Raw genomic sequence first — 24,870 nt, 5'->3', positions numbered from 1 at the left:
AGGTTCCATCGCCCCGGGGGCGCGTTTATTCACCCCCCGGGCCGCCGCCCGTCAACAGCCTAGTTTTCCGCCCAGGGCGTCTCTTTCCAGAAGTTCCGGAACAGGGTTTCGTTGGCCTGCAGTTCTGCCTCGTATTCCTTGGGGGCCAGGTAGCGCAGCGGTGCGTACATGGCCTGGGCTTTTTCACGGAACGCGGGGTCCCGCACGGCCTGCTGCACCGCGTGCACCAGCTTGGCCTTGACGTCCGCCGGCAGGCCCTTGGGGGCGCCGATGCCGCGCAGCGACGACATGGTGATGTCGTGGCCTTGTTCCTTAAAGGTGGGCAGGTCGGGCGCGATGGGCGAGCGTTCCTGGCTCATGACGCCCAGGTCGCGCATGGGTGAGCCGGCCTTGATGTAAGCCATAGCTTCGCCGATGTTCATGGCGGCCATGAAGATCTCGCCACTGGAAATCGCGCTGCGCACTTCGCCCGCGCCCTTGTACGGCACGTGCGTCATCTTCGTGCCGGTGGATTTCTCGAACAGCAACATCGCCAGGTGATCATCCGAGCCGATGCCGGTGGTGCCCACCGTGACTTTGCCCGGGTTGGCCTTGGCGTAGGCGGCCAGGTCGGCCAGGTTCTTGATGTTGCTGCTGCTGTTCACGGCGAAGCTGTCCGGGTCGTCGATCAGGTTGCCGATCAGGTCGAAGTCGGTCCAGCGGTACTGGGCCTTGCGCTCGATGGGTATGGTGATCAGGTTGGGCGTGTTCAGAAAACCGATGGTGTAGCCGTCGGGCTTGGCGCGCGCGACTTCGGCAAAACCGATGGCGCCTCCCGCGCCAGGCCGGTTCAGCACCACGATCTGGGCGCCGTTGCCCAGGTACTTTTCAATGAACGGAGCCAGGGCCCGTGCGATCAGGTCGGTGCCGCCGCCGGGGCCATACGACACTACCATGTTGATCGGGTGCTCGGGGTACTCGGCTTGCGCGGCCGGGCTGGCCAGGGTCGCGGACAGGGTCAGCGCGGTGGCGGCCAGTGTGGCCAGCCGATGCTTGAACCCGTTCTTGATATGCATGACAGTGTCTCCTTGGTCTAGTTGGTTGTGGTGTCGGTGATTCGCTTCCGGGGCCGTTACCCCAGCCTGCGCAGGAAAGCTGGCAAAGCGTCTGGGTTGACGATGCGGCCGGGCAAGGTGCCAGCGCACAGGGCCACGATCTGCTCGGCCGCCATGGCGGCCACCTTGCGGCGACCTTCATGGGTGACGCCAGCGGTGTGATAGGTGGACACGACGTTGGGCAGCGTGAGCAGAGGGTGGTCTGATGGCGGCGGCTCCACGTTCCAGACGTCCAGGCCCGCGCCGCCCAGGTGGCCGGCGGCCAGGGCGTCATACAGGGCCGCTTCGTCGTGGATGCCGCCGCGGGCGGTGGAAATGAACAAGGCGCCCCGCTTCATGCTGCGGAATGCCGCGGCCCCGAACAGGTTGCGGGTTTCGGCTGTGCGCGGGCAGTGCAGCGAGACCACGTCGCTGCTGGTCAGCAACTCATCCAGCGGCACGGGCCTCGCGCCGCGCGCCTGGATCTCGGCCGCGTCCAGATACGGATCGGTTGCCAGCACGTGCATGCCGAAGGCCTGCGCCAGCCGGGCGGTGTAGCGGCCGATGTGGCCGATGCCCACCAGGCCCAGTGTCTGGCCGCTGAGTTCGCGGCCCATCAGGTCTTCCCGCGAAAAACCGCTGGCGGTCTTGAGCAGGTGGTCGGATTCAACAATGCGGCGTGTTACGGCCAGCATCAGCCCGAAGGCATGCTCGGCCACCGAGGCGGCATTGCCCCCCGCCTGGTTGACTACCAGGATGCCATGCTCGGTGCAGGCGTCGACATCCACCGTGTCGTACCCGGCGCCCGAGGTCGAGGCGCAAATCAGCCGCGGGCAGCGGCGGATCAGTTCGCGCGTCACCTGCCATTGCGGCGGCACTTCGTCTTTGGCGGCGGACACGTGGTAAATGTCGGCCTCGCCCAGCTGCGCCAGAATGGCTTCCGGCGGGCTGGCCAGGTCCACGACGGTCAGCGCCGCATCGGGGCTGGCGCCGACGATCCGGTCGAACGCCGGGTCGGTCCAGAGATTGAGCCGCACCACTTGTCTGGGCATTCTGCTTGTCCTTCTTGCCGGTTCATAAACGCTGAAAGTCTACGAGACCGGCACCCGGCGGATTCGCAAATTTTTTGCGTTTTCAACGCAAAGGGTTTGGCGGCGCGGTAATGGGCGCGTCAGAGCGCCCGGCTGGCGTGCTCGACCAGGGCCTGCACCACGCTCAGGCGCGGGCTGTGGCGGCCCCAGATCATGCCGATGCGGCGAATCGGCGTGCGTTCGGGCAGGGGGATCTTCACCAGCCCGTCGGCCTTGTACCAGATCGAGAATGAGTCCGGCACCAGCGACACGCCTACCCCGCGCTCGACCAGCGACACGATGGTCAGCAGGCTGTCGACCTCGATGCGCTGGCGCGGCACCAGGGCGTTGTCTTTCAGGTAGCGGTCGACCAGCTGGCCGCTGTGGGCCATGCGGTCATAGCGGATGAAGGGTTCGTGCAGCAGCAGGTCGTGCGCGTCGCGGCCCGCCATATGGGCCGGGGCGATCACGATCAGCGGTTCTTCCTGCAGTGTGTGCAGGTCGCAGTTCTTGTGGATGGCAAAGGTGGGCTCGATCACCACGGCCGCGTCCAGCTGGCCCAGATGCACGCGGCGGCACAGTTCCGCCGAGGCATCGTAGGCTATGTAGATCGACAGGTCGGGGTGCCTGGCGCAGAAGCCATCCAGCAGCACCGGCACATGGGTGGTCAGCGCGGACGGAAACGCGCCGAGCTGCAGCTCGCCTTCCGGGGCGCCCGAGCTGGCGATGGCCTGCAGGTCGCGCGCGGACTGGATCAGTTCCTTGGCGCGGTCGTAGATGCGCATGCCCGCCTCGGTGGGCGTGATGGTCTGGCCGGAACGCTGCACCAGCGTCGTGGCCAGTTCGCTTTCAAGAATGCGGATGCGCGCCGCCACCGCGCCCGATGTCAGGTGCAGGCGTCGGGCGGCCTCGGCCAGCGATCGGCACTCGACCACCTTGGCGAAGCTTTCCAGATACTCGGTGTTCATATGCAGGCCCCATGTTCCGGCGGCGGCGCCGGCCGGCAATGGCTGCATCGTAGAGCAAAAAAATCCCCGGGCATGCCCGGGGATTCGATACGCCGGCGGCCAGAAGGCCGGCCGCCCGCGCCTGCGGCTTACACCTCGATGACGTCGGCCACGTCTTTGTAGTCGTCGATCTTGTCGAAGTTCAGGTACTGGTAGATCTGGTCGCCGCTCTTGTTGATGACGCCCATGTCGGCCATGTACTCGTCCTTGGTGGGGATGCGACCCAGGCGCGAGCAGATGGCGGCCAGTTCGGCCGAACCCAGGTACACGTTGGTGTTCTTGCCCAGGCGGTTGGGGAAGTTGCGCGTGCTGGTCGACATGACGGTCGCGCCTTCGCGCACCTGTGCCTGGTTGCCCATGCACAGCGAGCAGCCCGGCATTTCGGTGCGCGCGCCCGCGGTTCCGAATACGCCGTAGTGGCCTTCTTCGGTAAGCTGCTGGGCGTCCATCTTGGTGGGCGGGGCCACCCACAGCTTGACCGGGATGTCGCGCTTGCCTTCCAGCAGCTTGGACGCCGCCCGGAAGTGGCCGATGTTGGTCATGCAGCTGCCGATGAACACTTCGTCGATCTTGGCGCCGGCCACGTCGGACAGGGTCTTGACGTCGTCGGGGTCGTTCGGGCAGGCCACGATCGGTTCGTGGATGTCGGCCAGGTCGATTTCGATTACGGCGGCGTAGTCGGCGTCGGCGTCCGGCTCCAGCAGCTTGGGATCGGCCAGCCAGGCTTCCATGGCCTTGATGCGGCGGCCCAGCGAGCGCTCGTCTTCGTAGCCATTGGCGATCATCCACTTCAGCATCACGATGTTGCTGTTGATGTATTCGATGATCGGTTCTTTGTTCAGGCGCACGGTGCAGCCGGCGGCCGAGCGTTCAGCCGAGGCGTCCGACAGTTCGAAGGCCTGTTCCACCTTCAGGTCGGGCAGCCCTTCGATTTCCAGGATGCGGCCCGAGAAGATGTTCTTCTTGCCTTGCTTGGCCACCGTCAGCAGCCCTTGCTTGATGGCGTACAGCGGAATGGCGTTGACCAGGTCGCGCAGCGTGACGCCGGGCTGCATCTTGCCCTTGAAGCGCACCAGCACCGATTCGGGCATGTCGAGCGGCATGACCCCGGTGGCGGCCGCGAAGGCCACCAGGCCCGAGCCGGCGGGGAACGAAATGCCGATGGGGAAGCGGGTGTGCGAGTCGCCGCCGGTGCCCACGGTGTCGGGCAGCAGCATGCGGTTGAGCCACGAGTGGATCACGCCGTCGCCGGGGCGCAGCGAGATGCCGCCGCGCGTGCTGATGAACTGCGGCAGCGAGTGGTGGGTCTTGACGTCGACAGGCTTGGGGTAGGCCGCGGTGTGGCAGAACGACTGCATGACCAGGTCGGCCGAGAAACCCAGGCAGGCCAGGTCTTTCAGTTCGTCGCGGGTCATGGGGCCGGTGGTGTCCTGGCTGCCCACCGAGGTCATGCGCGGTTCGCAGTAGGTGCCGGGGCGCACGCCCTGGCCCTCGGGCAGGCCGCAGGCGCGACCGACCATTTTCTGGGCCAGCGTGTAGCCGCGGCCCGAGTCGGCCGGGTTCTTGGGCAGGCGGAACAGCGTCGAGGGCGGCAGGCCCAGCGCTTCGCGGGCCTTGGCGGTGAGGCCGCGGCCGATGATCAGCGGAATGCGGCCGCCGGCGCGCACTTCGTCGAACAGCACGTCGGACTTGACCTGGAATTCGGCGATGACTTCGCCGTTTTTCAGCGCCTTGCCTTCATAGGGGCGCAGCTCGATCACGTCGCCCATTTCCATCTTGGAGGTGTCCAGCTCGATGGGCAGCGCGCCCGCGTCTTCCATGGTGTTGTAGAAGATGGGGGCGATCTTGCCGCCCAGGCAGACGCCGCCAAAACGCTTGTTCGGCACGAAGGGGATGTCTTCGCCGGTGAACCACAGCACCGAGTTGGTGGCCGATTTGCGCGACGAGCCGGTACCCACCACGTCGCCCACGTAGGCGACCAGGTGGCCCTTTTCTTTCAGCGATTCGATGAACTTCACCGGGCCGCGCTTGCCATCTTCTTCAGGCTCGAACGCGGCGCCGTCGCGCTTGTTCTTCAGCATGGCCAGCGCGTGCATGGGGATGTCGGGCCGCGTGGTGGCGTCGGGGGCGGGCGACAGGTCGTCGGTGTTGGTTTCGCCCGGCACCTTGAACACGGTGATGGTCAGGCTTTCGGGCAGTTCGGGGCGGCTGGTGAACCATTCGGCGTCGGCCCAGCTCTGCAGTACCGATTTGGCGTTGGCGTTGCCTTTGTCCGCCTTTTCCTTCACGTCGTGGAAGGCGTCGAACATCAGCAGGGTTTTCTTCAGGCCGTCGGCGGCGATGGTGCCGATGTCGGCGTCGTCGAGCAGTTCGATGAGCGGGCCGATGTTGTAGCCGCCCAGCATGGTGCCCAGCAGCTCCGTTGCCTTGGCCCGGCTGATCAGCACACACGATTCCTTGCCCAGCGCCACGGCGGCCAGGTACGAAGCCTTGACCTTGGCGGCGTCGTCGACGCCAGCCGGCACGCGGTGCGTCAGCAGGTTCAGCAGGTATTCCGCTTCGCCGGCGGGCGGGTTCTTCAGCAGTTCGATGAGATCGGCGGTTTGTTGGGCCGAAAGGGGCAGCGGGGGGATGCCCAGCGCCGCGCGCTCGGCGACGTGTTGGCGGTACGTTTCCAGCATGGGGAGGCCTGCGTAAAGTCGGGTTGCTAGGAGGGTTGTCGCCAGGATTGTAGAGGGAGGAGGGGGGCTGCGGCAAGTGTCTTATATCTTATATAAGACTTGGGTCGCCGCTTTGAGCCACGCTTTGGGGGCGGCCGCGCAACGGCCGCCTCGCGCGCATACAATGCGTGCATTGCCGCGCCTGCCATGCCCTATTTTCGCCGCCGCTACTCCACGCCCAATCCGTATCTGGACCACGATCCCTTTGCGCCGCCCCGGCCTTTACAGGCGGCGCCGTCACGGGCGTCGCGGCATCGCCTGGCCATGCAGGCGCTGGGCGGGCCGTTTGCCGTGGCCGACCTGGAAACCACCGGCTTGTCCACCGCCAGCTGCGAAATCCTGGAATTCGCCGCGGTGCACGTGGGGCCCGACGGCGCCATCGAGCGCGAGTTTTCTCAGGTTGTGCGCACGCGCGGGACGGTGCCGCCGTTCATTACCCGCCTGACCGGCATTACCCAGGCCGAGGTCGACGGCCACGGCATTCCCGTGGCCGAGGCGTTTTCCGCCTTCCTGGCTTTCCTGGCCGACGCGCCGGTGTTTTTCCATAACGCGTCGTTCGATTGCCGCTTTTTGCAGGCCGCGGCCGAGCATACCGGGCTGCCGTTCGCCAACGCCACGCATTGCACGCTGCAGCTGGCCCGCCAGGCATGGCCCGAGCTGCCGTCGCACAAGCTGCAGGTGCTGGCGCGCCATGTGGGCGCGGCCGATCCCACCCACCGCGCGCTGGCCGACGTGCGCAGCACGGTGGCCGTGGCCCTGGCCGCGCGCCGCAAGCTGGCGGGCGTCCAGGGTTTCTAGGGCATCCGGGGCTCCCGGGCGGCAGCCGCGCCGCGCGCGGTGGTAAGGTGGATGCTCAATGCCAAGGCGCCGGCGCAGGCGCCGGCGGCATTCCCACTGCACCAAGGAGCATCCCATGACCTATGACCTGTGGTACTGGGACGGCATACCGGGACGCGGCGAATTCGTGCGCCTGGCCCTCGAGGCCGGCGGCATTCCGTATCGCGAGCGTGCCCGGCAGCCCGACGCCAGCCTGGTCGACGACATGCAGGCGCCGCGCAAGCAACCGCCGTTCGCCCCGCCTTACCTGGTGGCCGGTCGGCTCACTCTGGGCCAGACAGCCAACATCTTGCTCTACCTGGGCGACAAGCATGGCCTGGCGCCCGCCAGCGCGAGCGGCCGCTACTGGACGCACCAGCTGCAGCTGACCATCGCCGATATGGTGGCCGAAGCGCACGATACCCACCACCCGGTGGCCGCCAGCGCATACTACGAAGACCAGCGTGACGAAGCCTTGCGCCGCGCAGCCAATTTCCGGGCCGAGCGCATTCCGAAGTTCCTCGGGTATTTCGAGCGCGTGCTCGACGGGTATGGCGATTGGCTGGCTGGCGGACGGCGCTGGTCGTACGCCGACCTGTCGCTGTTTCACCTGGTAGATGGCCTGCTGTACGCGTTTCCACGGCGCATGGGCGCAGTGGCGGGGCGTTATCCCAAGGTGATGGCGCTGCATGCCCGGGTGGCGACGCTGCCGGCCCTGCAGGCGTATTTTTCCAGCGGCCGGCGCCTGCCGTTCGGCGACGGCATTTTCCGCTACTACCCCGAACTGGACGGCGACTAGGGCTTGTCGCCGCCCTTCGCCAGTTGCCAGTATGCGTCGCGCCACGCCAGCCCGGCGCGGGTGTCCGCGCGCGGCAGGTATTCGCAGCCGATCCAGCCGGCGTAGCCGCTGCTTGCCAGGGTGCGCAAGGCCTGGGCCACGGGCGGGTCGGTGGGATCGGGCTCGTGGCGTCCTTGCGGATGGGCGAATTGCACGTGGTGCACCAGGGGCAGCACGGCGCGCAGTTCGCGGTCCAGGTCCAGGCCCTCGCGCTGGGAGTGGTAGAAATCGAACTGCAGCCGCACCGACGGGTGTCCGACCGCGGCGATGATCTGCGCCGCCTGCCCTGGCTGGCTGTAGAAGTAGCCAGGCATGTCGTGCCGGTTCAGGGCTTCCAGCGTCAGGGTGATGCCGTCCTGCGCGGCCAGGGGCGCAGCGCGGCGCAAGTTGCCCACCAGCGTGACCTGGCAGTCGGCGTGCGACGCGCCGGCCGGCGGATGCCCGGCCATCACATGCACGGCGCGGCAGCCCGTGGCCCGGCATACAGCCAGAGCCTGGGCCAGCGCGGCATCGAATTCCGCTTCGCGGCCGGGCACGCAGGCCAGGCCTTTTTCACCGGCCGGGCCGATGGGCGTATTGACCAGCACCAGCGCTATGCCGTGCGCGCGCAGCAGCGCGGCCAGTTCGGCCGGCGGCACGTCATAGGGAAACAGGATCTCGGCGCCGGCGAAACCATCGAGCGCCGCGGCTTCGGCGCGTTGCGCCAGGGACTGGCCCGGGTAGAGCAGGGATAGGTTCGCCGCCAGTTTCATGAGTTCCTCGCTGATCGTGCAGAATTTTCCATATACGGCCGCAAGCAGAGTACCGGATATTGGAATCGGCGTGCGGCCTTACTGCAGCTTGATGTTGCGTTCTTCGACCAGCTTCTTGCCCTGCACCGCTTCCTTGGCCAGGTAGGTCTTCAATTCTTCGGAACTGCTGCCGATCGGTTCGGCGCCGATCGAATCCAGCGTGGCCTTGACCTTGGGATCGTCCAGCGCCTGGCGCATCGATGCGTTGAGCTTGGCCACAATTTCGGGCGGCGTGCCGGCCGGCGCGAAGGCGGCGAACCAGGGCGTGAGCTCGTAGCCGGGCAGGCCGGCTTCGGCCACGGTGGGCACGTCGGGCAACGCGGCCGAACGCTTGGCCGTGGTGACCGCAAGCGCGGTCAGCTTGCCCGACACGATGTGCGGCTTGGCCGACGTGATGCTGTCGAACATGTAGTCCACCTGCCCGCCCAGCAGGTCCGCGACCGCCGGGCCGCTGCCTTTGTAAGGCACGTGCAGCATGTCGATGCCCGCCATCGACACGAACAGTTCGCCGGCCAGGTGGATCGAGGTGCCCACGCCGGCCGAGGCAAAGGTGTAGGCGCCGGGCTTGGCCTTGGCTTTGGCGATTACGTCGGCCACGCTGGTGGCGCCGGTGCGTTGCGGGTTGGTGACCAGAACGTTGGGCACGACCGCCAGCAGCGAGATCGGCGCGAAGTCAGCTTGCGGGTCGTAGTTCAGGTTGGAGTACAGGGCCGGGTTCACGGCCATGCCATTGGCCACGATCAGAATGGTGTAGCCGTCGGGCTTGGCGCGCGCCACCATGGCGGCGCCGATGTTGCCGCCCGCGCCGGCGCGATTCTCGATCACGAACGAGGTGTCCAGCTGCCTGCCCATGGCTTCGCCCAGGGTGCGGGCGATGTTGTCCATCGCGCCGCCGGGCGGGAAGGGCACCACCCAGGTCACGGCGCGCTCGGGGTATTCGGCCTGCGCCGCCGACGCCGCGCCGAGCAGCGCGGTTGCCGCGCACAGCGCCGCCAGCGGTTTCGACAAAACGGTATTCATTATGGTGTCTCCTGTGTAAATCTATTGAAAACCCGGGGCGTGCGAATAACGGACGCCAGGCAGCGGTGATTCAAGCGCCGCGTGCCGCGGCGCGGTCGCGCCGGTAAAACGCCAGCTTGTCCTCGTCCAGCGCCAGGCCCAGTCCGGGCCCGGCCGGCAGTTCCAGCGAAAAGTCGTCGTACACCGGGCGAACCGCCACGATGTCGTCTTTCAACAGCAGCGGCCCGAACAGCTCGGTGCCCCACGCCAGGCGTGGCAGCGTCGCAAAACCGTGCGCCGATGCAACAGAGCCGATCGAGCCTTCGAGCATGGTGCCGCCGTACAGCGCCATGCCCGCGGCGTCGCCCACGGCCGCGGTGCGTCCCATTTCCAGGATGCCGCCCGACTTGGCGATTTTCAGCGCCAGCACGTCGGCCGCGCCCAGGCGCGCGATGTCCAGCGCGTCTTCCGGCGTGCACACGGCTTCGTCGGCCATGATGGGCACCACGAAGCGGGCCGCCAGCCGCGCCATGCCGGCCAGGTTGGCGCGCGGAATAGGTTGTTCGATCAGGTCAACGCCGGCGGCTTCCAGCCGCGCGATGGCGCCGGCCGCCTCGGCCTCGTCCCAGGCCTGGTTAACGTCCACCGTCACCCGGGCGCGGTCGCCCAGGGCTTGCTTGATGCGCGATACATGGGCCACGTCGCTCGCCACGTCGCGCCGGCCGATTTTCAGCTTGAACGTGTTGTGCCGGCGGGATTGCAGCAGCGCCTCGGCCTCGTCGATGTCGCGCGCCGTATCGCCGCTGGCCAGGGTCCACAGCACGGGCAGCCGAGAGCGCACCGCGCCGCCCAGCAGGGTGGCCACGGGCACGTCCAGGCGCTTGCCCTGGGCGTCGAGCAGGGCCGTTTCCAGCGCCGACTTGGCGAAACGGTTGCCGCGCGCCACCTTTTCCAGCCGCGCCAGGGCCGCGCGCGCGTTGGTGGCGTCCTGCCCGACCAGGGCCGGCGCCAGGTACGTGTCGATGGCCAGCTTGATGCCTTCGGGGCTTTCTTCGCCGTAGCTCAGGCCGCCTATGGTCGTCGCCTCGCCCAGCCCTTCGACACCGTCGCTGCAGCGCAGGCGCACGATCACCAGTGTCTGGCGCTGCATGACGGCCATGGCCAGTTGGTGGGCGCGGATGGTGGGCAGATCCACCAGAATGGCTTCGACGGTTTCGATGCGAATGCTTTCCATACCTGAAATAAGCAGTAAGTCTTGATTTGAAGTATGCGGCTCGATTTTCAAGCGGTCCAAGACTATATTGGTTGCTTTCAATACCTTTAAGGTATAGGTGCGTTATGGAACTCAGGCATCTGCGCTACTTCCAGGCTGTGGCAGGCGAGGGCAGCTTCACCCGCGCGGCGGCGCGCCTGCATATCGCGCAGCCACCGCTCAGCAGGCAGATCCGCCAGTTGGAAGACGAGTTGGGCGTCGTGTTGTTCGAGCGCGGTTCGCGCGCCCTGAAACTGACCGAGGCCGGCCGGTTCTTGCTTGAGCAATCGTTGCAGCTCACGCAGCGCCTGGACGAGATTGTGCAGGGCACGCGGCGCCTGGGTCGCACGAAGCGCCGCTGGTTTGGCATGGGTTTCGTGCCTTCCACCCTGTATGGTTTCGTGCCCGAACTGATCCGCCGCCTGCGCGAGGCCGATCCGCACGTCGAGGTCGGCCTGGCCGAAATGACCACTTTGCCGCAGATCGAGGCGTTGAAGGCAGGGCGCATCGATGTGGGCATTGGCCGCATCCTGATCGACGATCCCGCCATCGAGCGGCGCGTGTTGATGGCCGAGCCGCTGGTGGCGGCATTGCCGCTGGGGCATCCGCTGGCGCGCAGCCGCCGCATTGGCATCGCCGAATTGGCCGAGCAGCCGTTTGTGCTGTATCCCGCGCGGCCGCGGCCCAACTACGCCGATCATGTGCTGGGGCTGTTTCGCGCCGCCGGCCATGCGCCGCGCGTGATCCAGGAGGCCAATGAACTGCAGACGGCCATTGGCCTGGTGGCCGCCGGCCTGGGCGTGACGCTGGTGCCGGCGTCGGTGCAGCGCCTGCACCGCGCAGACGTCGCGCATGTGCCGGTGGATGCGGATTCTTTCGTGTCGCCGGTTATCATCAGTTGCCGCAAGGACGACCGTTCGCCGTTTCTGGCCGACGCCATCCGGCTGGCGGTGGAACTGGCGGGCGCGCAGGATCCGCATGCCGGGCACGGCTGCACAGCGGCATAATAGGCGCATGGATCCCCTGCACACCGTATTGCTGACCGTGGGGCTGTTCGCCTTCACGTTCCTCAGCCCCGGCCCCAACCTGCTGGTCGTGGTGCAGGCCAGCCTGGCAGCAGGAAGGACTGCCGGCGCCATGACCGGCCTGGGAGTGGCCACCGGCGATGCCCTTTATTCCGGGTTGGGATTATTCGGCATGGCCACCCTGATCACGGCCGGTGGTGCTCTGTTCACCTTCATCCAGATGCTGGGCGGCGCCTATCTGGCCTGGTATGGCTGGCGGTTGCTGCGCGGCAGCGGCACGCATGGCCTGCCCGTCGCGTCCGCGCCACAGCCCGTCGCGGGCTGGCGCCATTTCCGGCGCGGCCTGTGCACCGACCTGGCCAATCCGCAAACGGTCCTGTTTTTTGCCGGCATCTTTTCCGTGACGCTGCGGCCTGATACGCCGCCATGGGCCAAGGCCACCGCCTGGCTGGCCCTGGTGGCGGCGTCGCTGTTGTGGCGAGTGCTGCTGTGCCACTTGTTCTCGCGGCCCCTGGTGCGGCGCGCGTATCTGCGCTGCCAGCGCGCGCTGGAATGCCTGGCGGGCGCCGGCCTGGCCCTGTTCGGCCTGCGGCTCGCCTACGAAGGCTGGACGCGGCGCTAGGCGCCGCGCGCCGCCCTACAGCACCTTGGTTTCGTGGTGCACCTGGGGCGCTTCGGCAAAATGCGGCCCGACCAGCTTGCGCCATTCCTGAAAGTCGGCCGATTCGCGGAAATCCACCATGTGGTTCTCTACCGTTTCCCAATCGACCACCAGGGTGTACTGCTGCGGATTTTCGATCGAACGGTGCAGCGCCACGCCATGGCATCCGCGGGCGCGCATGAACAGCGGCCGGGCCTGGCCCACTGCGGCCTCGAAGTCGGCCTCGTGGCCTGCGGTGACGAGAATGCTGGCAATTTCCTGGATCATCGGGATTCCTTGGGTAGATGGGCAAGATAGCGGCAAGTATGATCGAGCCGTCTCGACAATTTAGCGCAGGAGCTGCCATGCATTATCTGCTGTTCTACGACCTGGTGCCCGATTATCTCGAACGCCGCGGCGAATTCCGCGATACGCATCTGGCGCTGGCGCGCCAGGCCGTGGCGCGCGGCGAGCTGGTGCTGGGCGGCGCGCTGGCCGATCCGGCCGACCAGGCGGTGCTGCTGTTCAAAGGCGAATCGCCGGCAGTGGCCGAGGCTTTTGCCCAGGCCGATCCCTACGTGCAAGCCGGTCTGGTCAAGCAGTGGCGCGTGCGCCGCTGGACCACCGTGGTGGGCGAACAGGCGGCGCATCCCGTGCCTGCCTGAGGCCGGATGCGGCGTGCAGGGGTATGATGCGGCCTTGCCCCGTCTCCCCTGCCTGATTCATGCCGCTGTCCCACCTGCTGTTGGCGCTGACCGTCGTTTTCATCTGGGGCACCAATTTCGTCGTTATCAAGTGGGGCCTGGCCGAGTTCCCCGCTTTCCTGTTCGCCACGCTGCGCTTCCTGCTGTCGGCGCTGCCATGGGTGCTGGTGCTGCGCCGGCCGGCGGTGCCCTGGAGCGCCATGGCGCGCGTCGGCCTGCTGCTGGGCGTGGGGCAGTTCGGGCTGTTGTACTGGGCCATGCGGCAGGACATCTCTCCCGGCCTGGCCTCGCTGGTGATCCAGTCGCAGGTGTTCTTCACGATTCTCATGTCCATGGTTTTCGGCGGCGAGCGCGTGCGGCCGCTGCAGGCCTGGGCGCTGGTCCTGGCTACTGCCGGCTATGGCGTGGTGGCCTGGCATAGCGCTACCGATTCCGCTGCCGCGGTCACGCTGATGGGGCTGGGCATCGTGCTGGCCGCCGGTTTTGCGTGGGGCTGCACGAACATGGTGATGCGCGGCGTGGGCCGGGTGAACATGGTGGCGTTCACTGCCTGGAGCAGCCTGTTCGCCATCATTCCGCTGGCGCTCATCAGCCTGGCGGTGGACGGCCCGGCGCGCATCGGGCAGGCGCTGGCGCACGCCAGCGGGTGGGCGTGGCTGGCGGCTTTCTGGCAGGCGGCAGGCAATACCGTATTCGCCTTCGGGGTGTGGGGCTGGCTGCTGGCGCGCCATCCCGCCGCCACCGTGACACCAACCGCGCTGCTGGTTCCGGTGTTCGGCATCCTGGCGTCGGCGGCGCTGCTGGACGAGCCCCTGCCTCCCTGGAAAATCGTCGCGGCTTGCCTGGTGCTGGGCGGCCTGTCTTTGAATATGTATGCAAGTCGGGGAGGCAGACGGTAGCAGTGCGCGGCGCGCCCGCGCGCGCCTGTGGCAGTTGTCGTAGTCGTAGTATGACGTGGCTGGATCATTTGCTGTTTCTGGGGTGCGTGGCGTTGGCCACCTATGCCCAGACCATGACCGGGTTCGCTTTCGGCCTGGTGCTGCTGGGGTTGACCGGGCTGTTCTCGCTGGCGCCTCTGCCCGACGTCTCGAATGTGGTCAGCATGCTGACGCTGGCCAATGCCTTGGTGGCGCTGGGGCGCGCCCGCTCGCACCTGAGCTGGTCGCTGATCCGGCCGCCGCTGGCGGGCAGCCTGGCCGGCGTGGCGCTGGGGGTATTCGCCCTGGAATGGATCAGCGGCAACACCGCCTTGCTGTTGCGCTGGCTGCTGGGCCTGACCATTCTGGCTTGCGCGATCTTGCTGGTGACGCGCACGCGGCCGCTGCCGCGCGTGTCCTCGCGGCTGTCCTTTATTTCGTTCGGCGTGTTGTCCGGCGTGCTGGGCGGGCTGTTTTCCAGCGCGGGCCCGCCCATGGTGTACCAGATGTACCGCCAGCCGCTGCCCCTGCCGCTGGTGCGCAACAGCCTGCTGGTGCTGTTCTCGTCAAACGCGGTGCTGCGCCTGGCGCTGGTGGCGGGCCATGGCAGCCTGGGCGCCGCGCCGCTATGGCTGAGCCTGGAAGCGCTGCCGGTGGTGGTGGGGCTGACCTGGCTGGTGCGCCGTTACGCGTCTGCCGGGGCGGTGCGCACGGTCAAGCGGCTGGTGTTCGTGCTGTTGCTGCTGGCGGGCCTGGGCCTGCTGATCCCCGCCACGCGGGCCCTGGCAGGGTAGCCGGCCGGCTACCCTCGGCCCGGCGCCCGTATCATCCCTGGCCGCGCAGCCGGGCCAGCTCGGCTTCGGCCACGTCCACCCGCACCGCGCCCTGCGCCACCAGCGCCTTGGCCACCGGCTCGATCTCGTCGCCGACGGCGCCGGCCATCATGGCGATATTCTGCGCATGCAGCGACATGTGCCCTTTCTGGATGCCGGTGGTGGCCAGCGCCTTCAGCGCCGAGAAATTCTGCGCCAGACCGACGGCCGCGATCAGGCGGGCCAGGCGCTCGGCGGTCGAGACGCCCAGTATTTTCAGGCAGGCGCGCGCGGTCGGATGCAGCTTGGTGGCGCCGCCCACCAGGCCCACGGCCATGGGCATTTCCAGCGTGCCGGCCAGGTGTCCCTCGGCGGTCACTTCCCAATCGGTCAGGCTCGAATACCAGCCCTTGCGCGCGGCATACGCATGCGCGCCGGCCTCCACGGCGCGAGTATCGTTGCCCGTGGCCAGCACCACGGCCGACACGCCGTTCATGATGCCCTTGTTGTGCGTGGCGGCACGGTAGGGGTCGGCGGCGGCGAAGCGGTAGGCGCTGATGATGCCGTCGCGCACGCTGGCGCCGCCGATGGCGTCGCAGGTCCAGACGGCGCGGGCGCGCGCCAGCCGGCGGTCAGCCAGGTTGGACAGAATGCGCAGGTACACGCGCCCGCCGGTCCACGACTCGATGTGCGGGGCCAGTTTCTCGGCCATGCTGTTGACCGCGTTGGCGCCCATGGCGTCGCGCGTGTCCACGATCAGGTGCGTGACCACCATGGGGCCGCCGGCCGCATCCACGATGCGCACTTCCACGTCCTGCAGGCCGCCGCCCAGCTTGACCAGCAGCGGGTCGCAGTCGTCGCACAGGGCCTTGACCTCGGCCTTGTGCTCCAGAATGCGCATGCGGGCATGGGCGGCGTCAGGTACATCCACCAGTTGCACCTGGGCAATCATCAGCGAGCCGGACATCGACGTCGTGAAGCCGCCCTGGTCGTAGCACTGGCGCGCCGCGTTGCACACGGCCGCCACCACCGACGATTCCTCGGTCGCCATGGGCACCAGCACGTCTTCGCCGTCGACCTTCATGTTGGTGGCGATGCCGATCGGCACGTTCAGCGTGGCCACTACGTTTTCGATCAGGCGGTCGGCCAGCTGCGGATCCAGGTTGCCCATGTTGGCAAGGTGCTGCACGGTCTCGTCGTCCAGCCCGGCGAATGCCGCCACGCGGGCCAGCCGGGTGGGGATGTCGTCTTTGTGGAAACCGGAAATGCGGGAATTCTTGGCGTCTGTGCTCACGGTAGTGTGTCCAGGTATCGAACGGAAAGGGAAGGGGTCAATGGGCCATCAGGCGCGGCAGCCAGGTGACCAGGCCGGGGAACGCGGCGCATATCAGCAGGGCCAGTATCTGCAGCAGCATGAAGGGCGTGACGCCGCGATAAACCGTGCCCATGCCCAGGTGCGGCGGCAGCGGCCCCTTGATGTAGAACAGCGTGTAGCCGAACGGGGGGCTGATGTAGCCGGTCTGGATCGTGATGGCGTACAGCACGCCGAACCAGATCTCGTCAAAACCAAGCAGCCGCACAATGGGCAGGAACACCGGCACGGTCAGCAAGATGATGCCGATCTCGTCGAGCGCGGTGCCCAGGAAGATCAGGATCAGCATCATCGCGGCCAGCACCGCGTAGGGCGGCATGTCCAGGTGGCGGATGAACTCCATCAAGGTGTTGGCGCCGCCCAGGCCGGTGAAGATCGCCACATACGCCTTGGCGCCGATGGTGATCCACAGGATCATCGCCGTGGCCTTGAGCGTCTCGATGGCCGCTTCGCTCAGGCCGCGCGCCGTCAGCCGGCGCCGGACCGCGCTGGCCAGCACCGCGCCCAGTACGCCCACTGCGGCCGCCTCGGTAGGCGTGGCGATGCCGAAGAAAATCGACCCCAGGATCATCACGATCAGCAGTATCGGCAGGATCACCGCGCGCAGGCTGCGCAGCTTGGCGCCGAACGGCACTCGTTCGCCCGTGGGGGGCGGCACCTGGCCGGGGCGGAAATACGCCACATACAGGATGTACAAGATGTACAGCGTGGCCAGGATCAGGCCGGGCACCATGCCCGCGATCAGCATCTTGCCAATGGACACCTGGGCGGTCACCGCATATACGATGGTCAGCACCGAAGGCGGGATCAAGATGCCCAGCGTGCCCGACGCGCAAATAGTGCCGGTGACCAGCTTGGGGTCATAGCCGCGCCGCAGCATCTCGGGCATGGCCAGCAGGGCCATCGCGGTCACCGCGGCGCCGACCACGCCCGTCATGGCCGCCATGATCACGCAGATCACGACCGTGCCGATCGCCAGGCCGCCGCGCAGCCGGCCGAACCACAGTTCCATCGCGCGGTACAGGTCTTCGATGACGCCCGAGCGCTGCAGGATGCCGGCCATCAGGATATACAGCGGGATGCCCAGCAGTGCTTCCGAGCGCATGGTGTCGAATATCTGCAGCACCATCAGCACGACGGCGTCGGCGTTCCACAGCGTGACGGTCAGCAGCAGCGACAGTCCGCCCAGCACGAAGGCAATCGGCAGTCCGGTCAGCATCAGCAGCGTCAGGCCGCCGAACATAATGGCCAGAATGGTGTTCGAGCTCATGGCGTGCCCTCCAGCGCGCCCGGGTCGCGCGCCAGCAGGCGCAGGAATTCAGCCAGGCTTTGCGCGCCCAGCAGGACCACGGCCAGCGGCACCGTGAACTTCACCGGCCACACCGGCGGGTTCCAGGCTGAGAACGAGGTCTCGTGAAATGCCAGCGATTGCAGCGCCAGCGGCAGCGAGTACGTCACGAGAATGGCGCAGAACGCCATGATGATCAGGTGGTTGAACAGGTCCAGCTGGCGTATGCGGTGCGGCGGCAGGCGGCGGCGTACCAGGTCCAGGTTGACGTGGCCGCGCAGGTGCAGCAGGTAGGGGCCGCCCAGCAGGAAGTAGGGGCCGAACAGCATCGTCGCCAGCTCCATGCCCCAGGTGGTGGGCGCGCCAAACACGTAGCGCGATGTCACTTCGTAGAGCATGACGGGAACGATGATCAGCATCAGGCCGGCGACCGCCAGGAACAACGCGCGGTTGATCCCGGTCACCAGCTTGACATACCAGCTTATGGCTCGGGGCATGAAGGTCTCGGTTGATAGGGCAGGCCTGCGCCTGCGTAGCGGCGGGCCGCGTGCGGCCCGCCCCGCGCGGCGCGCTCAGCTGAGCAGGCCGAGGCGCTTCAGGAAAGCCATCTGGCTTTCCAGGATCTTGCCGGCGTTGGCATTGTTGCCGGCCGCCTTCTGCCACACCTCGGCCACCTGCGCGCGCGTCTTCGCCAGCTCGGCCGGGTCGAACGCCGTCACGGTGACGCCCTGCGCCTTGAAGGCCTCCAGCGCCTTGCCGTCGGCCACCAGAATGTGCTGCCGCAGGGCCGCCGAGGTTTCGCGCGCGGCCGCGGCCAGGGCGGCCTTATAGGGCGCGGGCAGGCTTTCGTAGGCGGCCCGGTTGGCCACGTAGCTGGTTGCCGTGGTGGGTTGGTGCGGGCCGGGCATGACGATGTACTTGGCGACTTCGCCCAGGCCCGCCTCGAGGTTGGCCGTGAGGTCGCCGCGGTCTGCCAGGTCGATCACGCCCTTGTCCAGCGCCGAATACACTTCGCTGGTGGGCAGCGGCGTCACCGCCACGCCCAGGGCGCCCATCACGGTCGAGGCCAGTCCCACGAAGCGGCCTTTCTTGCCTTGCAGGTCGGCAATCGTCTTGAGCGGCACTTTCGAGTGGATAGGTTCGGGGCCATAGACGGTAGGTGCGATGTAGTACAGGCCCGCGGGCGCATACGCCTCGCGCGCCAGTTCCAGGCCTCCCAGCTCGTAGAACCAGGCTTCATACTGGTCGGGCTCCGGAAAGCCGAACGGCACCGTGCTGGTGAAGGCCAGGCCCGGAATCTTGCCGGCCTCGTAGCCGTCGAAGGTCTTCATCATCTGGAAGGCCCCGCCGCGCACGGCGTCGAAAGCCTGGTTGGCGGGAACCAGTTGGCCGGCCGAGAACAGTTCGATCTTGAACTTGCCGTCGGTAAGCTCGGCGACTCGTTTGACGAAGCGCTCTTCGAATTTTTGCGGCGTGGTGCCGCCGTCCCACAGCGCCTGCATGCGCCAGTTCACGGCTTGTTGCGCGTGCGCGGGCATCGCGGCTGACATGCCGGCCGCGCCCAGTGCGCCCAGGCCCAAGGTCTTGATGGCCGAGCGGCGATCGATGGTCTTCATATCTCCTCCTGATGTGTTCTGTTCTGGCGCCGCCGTGCCGGTCGGCTGGCCCGCGATCGGGCAGATGGGATAATCAACGCTAAACCGGGACAAAACAAGGTACAGTTTCCGGGTAGCTTGCAAAACTGTCCCAGATACGAAGTAGGCACACTCAACATCGCTGCAGGAGCCCCCATGAGTCGCGTGGGCACAATCGTTGAACAAATCGCCGGCCTGATCGCCCGCGGCGCGCTCAAGCCGGGGCAGCGCCTGCCCTCGGTGCGCGCCGGCGCCGTCGAGCATGGCGTGTCCAAGAACACCATGGCCGATGCCTATGACCGGCTGGTGGCCATGGGACACCTGCAGGCCAGGCCCGGTTCGGGCTACTACGTGGCGGTCACCCGCGCGCTGTCTTCGGCACAGCGTTCGCGCCACGTCGCGCAGGCGATCGACACCGTATCGCTGCTGCGCGAACAACTGGTCCAGCATTACGAGGTGCGGGTCGGCGATGGCCGGCCGCCGCCGTCATGGATGGAGCGCTTCGACCTGGGACGTCCCGCCGGCAATGCCAAGGCGTTGCGCGACACCGATATCGGCCACGGCTACGGCAATCCGTGGGGATACAAGCCGCTGCGCGAGCGCATCGCCGTGGCGCTGGCCGAACGCGGCATACAGGCGGGCGCCGAGCAAGTGCTGTTGACCCATGGCGCCAATCACGCCCTGGACCTGGTGGCGCGGCAGTTACTCGAACCCGGCGATGTCGCGCTGGTCGACAGCCCTGGCTACTACCCCCTGTTCGGCAAACTGCGCTTTTCCAATGTGAAACTGGTGGGCGTGCGCCGCCGCGCCGATGGCCCCGATCTCGACGACCTGGCGCAGAAGGCCGCGGCCTTCAAGCCGAAAGTGTTTTTCACCCAGTCGCTGGCGCACAACCCCACCGGCGGGTCGCTGACGCTGCCGGTGGGGCACCGGGTGCTGCAGGCGGCCGCGCAGTACGGTTTCTATATTGTCGAAGACGACCCCTTCGCCGACATCCTGCCCGCCGCCAGCCCGCGGCTGGCCACGCTCGACCAGCTGGAACGCGTCATCTACGTGGGCACGTTTTCCAAGACCCTGTCGGCCAGCCTGCGGGTCGGCTACCTGGCGGCCAACAACGCCCTGGCCGGCGCCCTGTGCGACCTGAAAATGCTAACGCTGGTCAGCACATCCGACTACGTCGAGCGCCTGGTTTTCAACTTGATCGCCAGCGGGCAGTACCTGAAGCACCAGCGCCGCCTCAAGGCGCACGTGGAGCGCGCCACGCGCGAGGCGCTGCCCGCCCTGAAAAGCGTGGGACTGGCCCTGCCGTACGCGCCGGGCGGCGGGTTCTATTTGTGGGCCCGCCTGAAACCGGGGCAGGACGAACTGGCCCTGGCCAGCGAAGCGTCCGACGCCAGCATATTTCTGGCGCCGGGCGCGATCTTCATGCCCGAGCGCGGCCAGCTGACCTCGGCGTTGCGCGTCAACATTGCCTACGCCACCGACCCGCGCTTTCTCGCGTTCATGAAGCGTCGCCTGGCGCGCTAGCGTCCGATGCGTCGGGCTGCGCGGCGGCATCGCCGCGCGCGGGCGGGCGCGCCAGCACCAGCGTCGACGGCGAGGCGAGCGGCAGGCCGGCCTGCGCCATGCGCTGCAAAATGTCGTACAGCAGCGCGCTGCGCACCCCGTACGCATTGCGCGGCGATCCCACATAGCCCCGCGCGTTGAACATCAGATGGCCGTGTTCGATGCCTTCCAGGAACACATCGGGGGCGGGGTTCTCCACAATGCCTTCGTGCGCCGCGAAGGCTTCCAGCATCAGCTTGCGCACGCGCGGCGCATCGGCATCCAGCGGCATGGGCAGCTTCACCTGCACCAGACCCAGCGGATCGGCGTGCGTGACGTTGCGCACGGTCTTGGTGACGAACTCCGAGTTCGGCACGATCACGGTCGATCGGTCGGCCATCTGGATTTCGGTGGCGCGCACATTGATGCGCCGGATGTCGCCCTCGACACCGCCCAGAGATACCCAGTCGCCCACCTTGACCGGCCGTTCGGCCAGCAGGATCAGGCCCGACACAAAGTTCTGCACCACCGCCTGCAGGCCGAAACCGATTCCCACCGACAGCGCGCTGGCGATCCAGGCTACGCGCTCCAGCCCGATGCCCAGCGCCGACAGGGCCAGCGCCACGGCCACCACCACGCCGGTGTAGCCGAACAGCGTGGCAGCCGACAATTGCATGCCCGGATCGAGTTCGGTGGTGGGCAGATAACGGTTGGCTAGCCAGCGCTTGAGCAGCCGCACGCCCACCAGACACAGGGCCAACACCAGCAGCGCCTGCATCAGGGCGCCGGGGCGCAAGTGCACTTCGCCGATCTGCAGGCCGCTATGCAACTGGTTCACGCGATGCAGCAGGTCGCTCGGGCCTTCGCCAAAGGGTGCCAGCAGCAGGGTTGCGGCGAACAGCACGACCGCCACACGCGCGGCGCCCGACAGCAGCACGGCCACCTGCCCGCGCAGCCGGTTGCGTCCTTCGTCGTCGTGGGCCGTAGAGGCCAGCAGGGTGCCGAAGCCGTCTTCGATCAGCACCGACAACAGATACGCCGAACATAGAATGGCAAGCGTCCACAACACTTGCTTGACGATAAAGCTGCCGAACGCCGCGTATCCCGCCAGCAGGCTGACGACGCTGGTAATAAGCACGGCCCACGTCACGGCCACCAGCACCGACACCCAGAACGGGCGCGGCGCCACCCGGCCGTCTTCGTCGGCCTGGCGCGCCTGCCGGTGCAGGCTCGTACAGCGGCGCAGCCCCCACGCCAGCGTGGCGGCCAGCGCCAGCGCGGCCAGCGAAGCCACGCAAATGGTGGTGGTCAGGCTGGCGTTGAGTAGAACGGGCAACTGGTCGGCCAGCCAGATCGCCACCACCAGCATGCCCAGTGCAACCGGCAAGTGGCGCAGCCCATGCGCGACGCGGTCGTGAATGACGGGCAGGCGCCAGGTGGAACGCTCGGGCGACAACAGCGCGTGGCCCAACCCGGCCACATAACCGCCAAAACACACCACCGCCACCAGGCTGCCCAGCAAGTCGTTGGTGTCGTCTGGCAGGGTATCGTTCCAGGTCAGGCCGATGTGCAGCAGTTCGGCAACCAGGCCCGGCGTGGCAACCGCCAACACCACGATGCTCACGGCCAAAAACGAGCGCCGCAGGCGGCCGGGCGGCACGCGCGTGGCGGTCAGCCTGACCAGCAGGCGGCTGCAGGCGGCCCGCAACAGCAGCACGGCGGCGATGGCCAGGGCCAACGCCGCCCAGACGCCGTCCGGCGTGTCGGCGGCCGCCTGCTGTAAATCATCAGCCAGGCGTCCTACCCGCCGCAGGTCGCGCGGCAGGTCGCCCTGCAATTCCGACCAGAACAATGTGCCCAGCAGCGAGTCGCGCCGCTCGCCCAGCCGGGCCTGGAACTGGTTGCGCCGCAACGTGGATATCTGCTCGGCGGTCTGCGCGGCCTCCACCGATAGCAGCCGCGCCAGCTTGGTCTGCGAATCCAGCGCCCGGCTGCTTTTCTGCAACTGCGCACGCTGGGCCGCCACGTCGGGGGCCTCGCGCGTGCCGGCTGGCGGCTCGCCCAGCTCGGTCAGGCGCGCCGTCATGCTGGCCAGTTGCGGCGCCAGCGCCTCGGCCAGCGCGTCGGCGCGCGATTGAATATCCAGCACGTCGGCGCGCCACTGCACCAGTTGCGCGTCTTCGCCGCCATCTTCCAGGTGCTTGCGGATCTCGTCGATCTGCTTGCGGGCATCGGCCAGCGCCGACTCGGCTTCGGCGGCGTCGGGCGGACGTTCGGGCGGGTGTTCGGGCTGGGCGATTGCCGAAACGGCCATAGTGGCCAGCAGGCAGAGCAGCAGAGCCGCCCATAGCCGCCGCCAGGAAATGCGTCGTGCGCATTGGAGCAGCATCATGATAGAGAGAACCTCGCGCTCCTCTTTCCGACCGCGCAGCATAGCAAGCCTGCCGTGGCCGCATGCAACAAAACCTGTGCGCATGCCCGCCTGGGACACACGCCATTACCGGCTCAACGTTTGGATTCAGTTTTGCCGGGTGATTCCGCGGCGCGGCGCGGCGAAGCCAGGCTGTCGCGCGAGCGCTCCAGTTCGTCGCGAATCCACTGTCGCAGCGCCAATAGCGGCGGCCAATCGCGCAGTATCGGCGGGTACACCAGATGATACGTATCGGCGGGCTCGAAATCCACGCTGATGGGCGATACCTTCACCAGCCGACCGGCGCACAAGGCGTCGGCCGCCAGCAGTTCACGGCTTAGCGCCAGGCCCAGGCCCTGTTCCACGGCCTGCAGCATCAGGCCGGCATCGTTGAAGGTGGCCACCGGCGTCACGTCCACCATCAGGCCGGCGGCGGCGAACCATTGCCGCCATAGCTCCTTGTCGCCCAGCAGCGGTTGGCGCGCCAGGGTTTCCGGCCCGTTGTCGGCCAGTTGCCGCGCGGCGTCCGGCGACGCCAGCACGATAAGCGGCATGTGGATGTCCTCGAACAGCGGGTCGGACACCACGCCGGGCCACGGCCCCTTGCCCGAACGCAGCGCCGCGTGCAGGCCCTGGCGTTGCAGGTCGGCCACCTGCTGCGAGGTCTCGATTTCCAGGGTCAGGCCGGGATGGCGTTCGTGCCAGCGCGCCATGCGCGGCAGCAGCCAGCGCTGGGCAAAAGAAGGCAGCACCGATACCCGCAGGCGCTGGCCGGCCCCGCGCGCCACCGACGCCGCGGCTTGTACGCCATCGTCCAGCTGGGCCAGGGCGCACTGAACGCTGCGCAGCAGCGCTTCGCCTGCGCTGTTGAGCACCACGCGCCGGCCGCGCCGGTCAAACAGCTCGAATCCCAGCTGTTCCTCCAGGCCGCGTATCTGCTGGCTGATGGCGCTATGGGTCAGGTGCAGGCGCTCGGCGGCGGCGCGCAGGTTCTGCAGTTCAGCCACGGCACGGAAGGCGGGCAGGGTGTTAAGAGGCAGGCGGCTCATGCTGGTAAGCATAACCGACCAATATGGGTAGAACAATGCGATTCACAGGCGGTTTCTGGGCTTATACGCTTACCAGTGTGCAGATATGGGAGACCAGCATGGAATCGCAACCTCTACTCAATGCCAACACAATGCCGCTGTTTTCCGGCCTGACGATCACCTGGCTGGCGGCCTGGCGCCGGGCCAGCCTGGCCTGGTGGCAATCCATTCAGGCGCAGCGCGCCTGCCGGCACACGGCGACCTTGCTCAAAGATCTCGACCCGCACATGCTGGACGACATCGGCGCGCCGGCCTGGGCGCTGCGCGAAAGCGAAATCCAGCGGCAAATAGAAGAGAGCCGGCGCAAGCGGTGGCTAAGCATCTAGATTTACCAGGTGGTTTACAGGTAATGAGTGGCCGGCGGCAGGGGGCGCGAATTTCGTGTATAGTCTCGCTCCTTCGCTGCCGAGACGCGGTTTTGTCCAGGCAGCGGGGCCGCAGTCAAGGACACGGCGGCGGTGCGATGGCCCAGGGGTTGTTGCACAAGCTGCAAAAATCGTGTTAAGATTTCGGGCTTCGCAGTTAGCAATGTTGTTCGGGTTAACCCTTACAAATTGTGGGCTTGGCGAAGCGAAGTTGGCAAGAGCAGTAAGCAGGAGCGAGTCGGTCAAAGCAGTGATGCTGATTTGACAGGGTCAAAAAAAGGCCTCATAATCTCGTTTCTGTGCTGATCGAACTGCACCGCAGCGATCGGCAAGCGCAGTATCTCGTTCTTTAACAACAAAACAACCGATAAGTGTGGGCGCTTGAGTGATGCGGCCGCGCGGTCTTTTTCGAAAGGCTGCGAGCCAAAGAGAAATCAGGCGCTCACATAGAAGTGAAGTACCAAGAATGTCAAACAGAGATGTTGGATCATTCAAGGAACCTCA

At 67.0% G+C, this 24,870-nt stretch carries 24 protein-coding genes; 9 read left to right on the top strand and 15 right to left on the bottom strand.

Annotated elements, in window-relative coordinates; translation table 11 throughout:
• Positions 1 to 59: 59 nt before the first annotated feature.
• The 4 genes from BPET_RS17030 to acnB all read right to left on the bottom strand — a co-directional run bounded on the left by BPET_RS17030 (position 60) and on the right by acnB (position 5,831).
• Positions 60 to 1,055 carry a tripartite tricarboxylate transporter substrate binding protein gene (locus BPET_RS17030; protein WP_012250255.1) on the bottom strand — a complete coding sequence of 332 codons (996 nt, stop codon included), beginning with the start codon at positions 1,053 to 1,055 and terminating at the stop codon, positions 60 to 62.
• Between the two features lie 56 nt (positions 1,056 to 1,111).
• Positions 1,112 to 2,125 carry a hydroxyacid dehydrogenase gene (locus BPET_RS17025; RefSeq protein WP_012250254.1) on the bottom strand — a complete coding sequence of 338 codons (1,014 nt, stop codon included), beginning with the start codon at positions 2,123 to 2,125 and terminating at the stop codon, positions 1,112 to 1,114.
• 119 nt (positions 2,126 to 2,244) lie between these two features.
• Entirely contained in the window at positions 2,245 to 3,111 is an 867-nt protein-coding gene (locus tag BPET_RS17020) for a LysR family transcriptional regulator (protein WP_012250253.1), read from the bottom strand.
• 128 nt (positions 3,112 to 3,239) lie between these two features.
• Positions 3,240 to 5,831 (bottom strand): bifunctional aconitate hydratase 2/2-methylisocitrate dehydratase, encoded by a 2,592-nt coding sequence (gene acnB / locus BPET_RS17015; protein WP_012250252.1) that lies wholly within the window; start codon positions 5,829 to 5,831, stop codon positions 3,240 to 3,242.
• Positions 5,832 to 6,017: 186 nt separating this feature from the next.
• Here acnB and BPET_RS17010 point away from each other — a divergent pair, with 186 nt between their 5' ends.
• Both BPET_RS17010 and BPET_RS17005 read left to right on the top strand, forming a co-directional pair.
• Positions 6,018 to 6,668 carry a 3'-5' exonuclease gene (locus tag BPET_RS17010; protein WP_151208971.1) on the top strand — a complete coding sequence of 217 codons (651 nt, stop codon included), beginning with the start codon at positions 6,018 to 6,020 and terminating at the stop codon, positions 6,666 to 6,668.
• A 115-nt stretch (positions 6,669 to 6,783) separates the two neighbouring features.
• Positions 6,784 to 7,485, top strand: coding sequence for a glutathione S-transferase (locus BPET_RS17005; protein WP_012250250.1), 702 nt, complete (start codon positions 6,784 to 6,786; stop codon positions 7,483 to 7,485).
• On the opposite strand, the gene BPET_RS17000 is transcribed toward BPET_RS17005, so the two are convergent.
• The 3 genes from BPET_RS17000 to BPET_RS16990 all read right to left on the bottom strand — a co-directional run bounded on the left by BPET_RS17000 (position 7,482) and on the right by BPET_RS16990 (position 10,548).
• Positions 7,482 to 8,276, bottom strand: a complete 795-nt coding sequence (locus tag BPET_RS17000; RefSeq protein WP_012250249.1) for a hydroxypyruvate isomerase family protein — start codon at positions 8,274 to 8,276, stop codon at positions 7,482 to 7,484. The genes BPET_RS17005 and BPET_RS17000 overlap by 4 nt on opposite strands.
• A 78-nt stretch (positions 8,277 to 8,354) precedes the next feature.
• Positions 8,355 to 9,335, bottom strand: coding sequence for a tripartite tricarboxylate transporter substrate binding protein (locus tag BPET_RS16995; protein ID WP_012250248.1), 981 nt, complete (start codon positions 9,333 to 9,335; stop codon positions 8,355 to 8,357).
• A 70-nt stretch (positions 9,336 to 9,405) separates the two neighbouring features.
• Positions 9,406 to 10,548 (bottom strand): muconate/chloromuconate family cycloisomerase, encoded by a 1,143-nt coding sequence (locus BPET_RS16990; protein WP_012250247.1) that lies wholly within the window; start codon positions 10,546 to 10,548, stop codon positions 9,406 to 9,408.
• 104 nt (positions 10,549 to 10,652) lie between these two features.
• On the opposite strand from BPET_RS16990, the gene BPET_RS16985 reads away from it, so the two are divergent.
• Both BPET_RS16985 and BPET_RS16980 read left to right on the top strand, forming a co-directional pair.
• Complete coding sequence (locus BPET_RS16985) at positions 10,653 to 11,573, top strand: LysR family transcriptional regulator (RefSeq protein ID WP_012250246.1); 921 nt, start codon at positions 10,653 to 10,655, stop codon at positions 11,571 to 11,573.
• Between the two features lie 7 nt (positions 11,574 to 11,580).
• Positions 11,581 to 12,213, top strand: a complete 633-nt coding sequence (locus BPET_RS16980; RefSeq protein WP_041863028.1) for a homoserine/threonine efflux transporter — start codon at positions 11,581 to 11,583, stop codon at positions 12,211 to 12,213.
• Between the two features lie 15 nt (positions 12,214 to 12,228).
• Here the strand turns inward: BPET_RS16980 and BPET_RS16975 are convergent, their stop codons facing one another.
• On the bottom strand, positions 12,229 to 12,519 hold the full coding sequence (locus BPET_RS16975) for an antibiotic biosynthesis monooxygenase family protein (RefSeq protein WP_012250244.1): 291 nt from the start codon (positions 12,517 to 12,519) through the stop codon (positions 12,229 to 12,231).
• A 77-nt stretch (positions 12,520 to 12,596) separates the two neighbouring features.
• On the opposite strand from BPET_RS16975, the gene BPET_RS16970 reads away from it, so the two are divergent.
• Genes BPET_RS16970 through BPET_RS16960 form a run of 3 tightly spaced genes read left to right on the top strand, consistent with a single transcriptional unit; the run spans position 12,597 to position 14,646 of the window.
• The gene (locus tag BPET_RS16970) at positions 12,597 to 12,896 is read left to right on the top strand and encodes a YciI-like protein (RefSeq protein WP_041863027.1); all 300 of its coding nucleotides are present in this window, start codon (positions 12,597 to 12,599) and stop codon (positions 12,894 to 12,896) included.
• Between the two features lie 59 nt (positions 12,897 to 12,955).
• The gene (locus BPET_RS16965; RefSeq protein WP_012250242.1) at positions 12,956 to 13,834 is read left to right on the top strand and encodes an EamA family transporter; all 879 of its coding nucleotides are present in this window, start codon (positions 12,956 to 12,958) and stop codon (positions 13,832 to 13,834) included.
• Positions 13,835 to 13,884: 50 nt separating this feature from the next.
• Positions 13,885 to 14,646 (top strand): TSUP family transporter, encoded by a 762-nt coding sequence (locus BPET_RS16960; protein WP_012250241.1) that lies wholly within the window; start codon positions 13,885 to 13,887, stop codon positions 14,644 to 14,646.
• Between the two features lie 31 nt (positions 14,647 to 14,677).
• Here the strand turns inward: BPET_RS16960 and BPET_RS16955 are convergent, their stop codons facing one another.
• The 4 genes from BPET_RS16955 to dctP all read right to left on the bottom strand — a co-directional run bounded on the left by BPET_RS16955 (position 14,678) and on the right by dctP (position 18,940).
• Positions 14,678 to 15,958, bottom strand: a complete 1,281-nt coding sequence (locus tag BPET_RS16955; RefSeq protein ID WP_012250240.1) for a hydroxymethylglutaryl-CoA reductase, degradative — start codon at positions 15,956 to 15,958, stop codon at positions 14,678 to 14,680.
• Positions 15,959 to 15,995: 37 nt separating this feature from the next.
• On the bottom strand, positions 15,996 to 17,306 hold the full coding sequence (locus BPET_RS16950; protein WP_012250239.1) for a TRAP transporter large permease: 1,311 nt from the start codon (positions 17,304 to 17,306) through the stop codon (positions 15,996 to 15,998).
• Positions 17,303 to 17,821 carry a TRAP transporter small permease subunit gene (locus tag BPET_RS16945; RefSeq protein ID WP_012250238.1) on the bottom strand — a complete coding sequence of 173 codons (519 nt, stop codon included), beginning with the start codon at positions 17,819 to 17,821 and terminating at the stop codon, positions 17,303 to 17,305. The genes BPET_RS16950 and BPET_RS16945 overlap by 4 nt, the downstream gene beginning before the upstream one ends.
• Before the next feature lie 75 nt (positions 17,822 to 17,896).
• Positions 17,897 to 18,940 carry a TRAP transporter substrate-binding protein DctP gene (gene dctP, locus BPET_RS16940; protein ID WP_012250237.1) on the bottom strand — a complete coding sequence of 348 codons (1,044 nt, stop codon included), beginning with the start codon at positions 18,938 to 18,940 and terminating at the stop codon, positions 17,897 to 17,899.
• Positions 18,941 to 19,114: 174 nt separating this feature from the next.
• Between dctP and BPET_RS16935 the strand changes: the two genes are divergently transcribed.
• Positions 19,115 to 20,485 (top strand): aminotransferase-like domain-containing protein, encoded by a 1,371-nt coding sequence (locus BPET_RS16935; RefSeq protein ID WP_012250236.1) that lies wholly within the window; start codon positions 19,115 to 19,117, stop codon positions 20,483 to 20,485.
• Here BPET_RS16935 and BPET_RS16930 read toward each other — a convergent pair.
• Positions 20,460 to 22,895: a DUF3772 domain-containing protein gene (locus BPET_RS16930; RefSeq protein ID WP_231852609.1), complete on the bottom strand. Its 2,436-nt coding sequence runs from the start codon at positions 22,893 to 22,895 to the stop codon at positions 20,460 to 20,462. The genes BPET_RS16935 and BPET_RS16930 overlap by 26 nt on opposite strands.
• Positions 22,896 to 23,008: 113 nt before the next feature.
• Positions 23,009 to 23,974, bottom strand: coding sequence for a LysR substrate-binding domain-containing protein (locus BPET_RS16925; RefSeq protein WP_012250234.1), 966 nt, complete (start codon positions 23,972 to 23,974; stop codon positions 23,009 to 23,011).
• A gap of 86 nt (positions 23,975 to 24,060) precedes the next feature.
• Here BPET_RS16925 and BPET_RS16920 point away from each other — a divergent pair, with 86 nt between their 5' ends.
• Positions 24,061 to 24,327: a hypothetical protein gene (locus BPET_RS16920; RefSeq protein ID WP_158310085.1), complete on the top strand. Its 267-nt coding sequence runs from the start codon at positions 24,061 to 24,063 to the stop codon at positions 24,325 to 24,327.
• Positions 24,328 to 24,636: 309 nt separating this feature from the next.
• Here BPET_RS16920 and BPET_RS26680 read toward each other — a convergent pair whose 3' ends face one another.
• Positions 24,637 to 24,861 carry a hypothetical protein gene (locus BPET_RS26680; protein ID WP_151208934.1) on the bottom strand — a complete coding sequence of 75 codons (225 nt, stop codon included), beginning with the start codon at positions 24,859 to 24,861 and terminating at the stop codon, positions 24,637 to 24,639.
• Between the last annotated feature and the right edge of the window lie 9 nt (positions 24,862 to 24,870).

It is taken from the genome of Bordetella petrii, assembly GCF_000067205.1.
In the GTDB taxonomy this organism is placed as follows: Bacteria; Pseudomonadota; Gammaproteobacteria; order Burkholderiales; family Burkholderiaceae_B; genus Bordetella_A; species Bordetella_A petrii.
Note: the sequence above shows the minus strand (reverse complement) of the source record. Positions and strands in the feature narration are given on the sequence as shown.

What these genes read in the sequence shown, in the direction of transcription:
- BPET_RS16975 (WP_012250244.1), bottom strand. Translation starts at nt 12,519, where the DNA reads ATGATCCAGGAAATTGCCAGCATTCTCGTCACCGCAGGCCACGAGGCC.
- BPET_RS17025 (WP_012250254.1), bottom strand. Translation starts at nt 2,125, where the DNA reads ATGCCCAGACAAGTGGTGCGGCTCAATCTCTGGACCGACCCGGCGTTC.
- acnB (WP_012250252.1), bottom strand. Translation starts at nt 5,831, where the DNA reads ATGCTGGAAACGTACCGCCAACACGTCGCCGAGCGCGCGGCGCTGGGC.
- BPET_RS17005 (WP_012250250.1), top strand. Translation starts at nt 6,784, where the DNA reads ATGACCTATGACCTGTGGTACTGGGACGGCATACCGGGACGCGGCGAA.
- BPET_RS16945 (WP_012250238.1), bottom strand. Translation starts at nt 17,821, where the DNA reads ATGCCCCGAGCCATAAGCTGGTATGTCAAGCTGGTGACCGGGATCAAC.
- BPET_RS16935 (WP_012250236.1), top strand. Translation starts at nt 19,115, where the DNA reads ATGAGTCGCGTGGGCACAATCGTTGAACAAATCGCCGGCCTGATCGCC.
- BPET_RS16985 (WP_012250246.1), top strand. Translation starts at nt 10,653, where the DNA reads ATGGAACTCAGGCATCTGCGCTACTTCCAGGCTGTGGCAGGCGAGGGC.
- BPET_RS17010 (WP_151208971.1), top strand. Translation starts at nt 6,018, where the DNA reads ATGCCCTATTTTCGCCGCCGCTACTCCACGCCCAATCCGTATCTGGAC.
- dctP (WP_012250237.1), bottom strand. Translation starts at nt 18,940, where the DNA reads ATGAAGACCATCGATCGCCGCTCGGCCATCAAGACCTTGGGCCTGGGC.
- BPET_RS16995 (WP_012250248.1), bottom strand. Translation starts at nt 9,335, where the DNA reads ATGAATACCGTTTTGTCGAAACCGCTGGCGGCGCTGTGCGCGGCAACC.
- BPET_RS16930 (WP_231852609.1), bottom strand. Translation starts at nt 22,895, where the DNA reads ATGATGCTGCTCCAATGCGCACGACGCATTTCCTGGCGGCGGCTATGG.
- BPET_RS16920 (WP_158310085.1), top strand. Translation starts at nt 24,061, where the DNA reads ATGGAATCGCAACCTCTACTCAATGCCAACACAATGCCGCTGTTTTCC.
- BPET_RS16970 (WP_041863027.1), top strand. Translation starts at nt 12,597, where the DNA reads ATGCATTATCTGCTGTTCTACGACCTGGTGCCCGATTATCTCGAACGC.
- BPET_RS17030 (WP_012250255.1), bottom strand. Translation starts at nt 1,055, where the DNA reads ATGCATATCAAGAACGGGTTCAAGCATCGGCTGGCCACACTGGCCGCC.
- BPET_RS17000 (WP_012250249.1), bottom strand. Translation starts at nt 8,276, where the DNA reads ATGAAACTGGCGGCGAACCTATCCCTGCTCTACCCGGGCCAGTCCCTG.
- BPET_RS16980 (WP_041863028.1), top strand. Translation starts at nt 11,581, where the DNA reads ATGGATCCCCTGCACACCGTATTGCTGACCGTGGGGCTGTTCGCCTTC.
- BPET_RS16960 (WP_012250241.1), top strand. Translation starts at nt 13,885, where the DNA reads ATGACGTGGCTGGATCATTTGCTGTTTCTGGGGTGCGTGGCGTTGGCC.
- BPET_RS16950 (WP_012250239.1), bottom strand. Translation starts at nt 17,306, where the DNA reads ATGAGCTCGAACACCATTCTGGCCATTATGTTCGGCGGCCTGACGCTG.
- BPET_RS16990 (WP_012250247.1), bottom strand. Translation starts at nt 10,548, where the DNA reads ATGGAAAGCATTCGCATCGAAACCGTCGAAGCCATTCTGGTGGATCTG.
- BPET_RS16925 (WP_012250234.1), bottom strand. Translation starts at nt 23,974, where the DNA reads ATGCTTACCAGCATGAGCCGCCTGCCTCTTAACACCCTGCCCGCCTTC.
- BPET_RS16965 (WP_012250242.1), top strand. Translation starts at nt 12,956, where the DNA reads ATGCCGCTGTCCCACCTGCTGTTGGCGCTGACCGTCGTTTTCATCTGG.
- BPET_RS17020 (WP_012250253.1), bottom strand. Translation starts at nt 3,111, where the DNA reads ATGAACACCGAGTATCTGGAAAGCTTCGCCAAGGTGGTCGAGTGCCGA.